This window comes from Tamlana crocina (assembly GCF_012037625.1).
Window position 1 is genome coordinate 1 of record NZ_JAAVJS010000855.1, and the last position, 284, is coordinate 284.

The following is a 284-nucleotide window of genomic DNA, read 5'->3' on the forward strand; positions in this document are numbered from 1 at the left end:
CTTGAGAACAATCAGCTGTACTTCATGGTCACCTTTGCCTATGAAGATAATTTTGCAGTGGTCAATATTCCGACAGAAGAATGCGGCCGCTTCATTACATTTTCTATGGAAGAAGAACAGTATAAAATCACCTTTTTGGATGATCTTCTAAAAGTGAATATTCCGCAGCTATTTCCAGAGAAGGAGATCGACGGAATTTTTGAGATCAAACTATCCAGAGATGCTGAGCTTTACATAGATGATGAAATAGACGGCCTGCTTGCCGAAAAGATCTATGATTCCCT

General features: G+C 39.4%; 1 pseudogene. It reads left to right on the top strand.

The features are described 5' to 3' along the window. Positions 1–24 precede the first annotated feature (24 nt). Positions 25–284: pseudogene (locus HC176_RS19265) on the top strand (polyphosphate kinase 1); the annotation flags it as partial.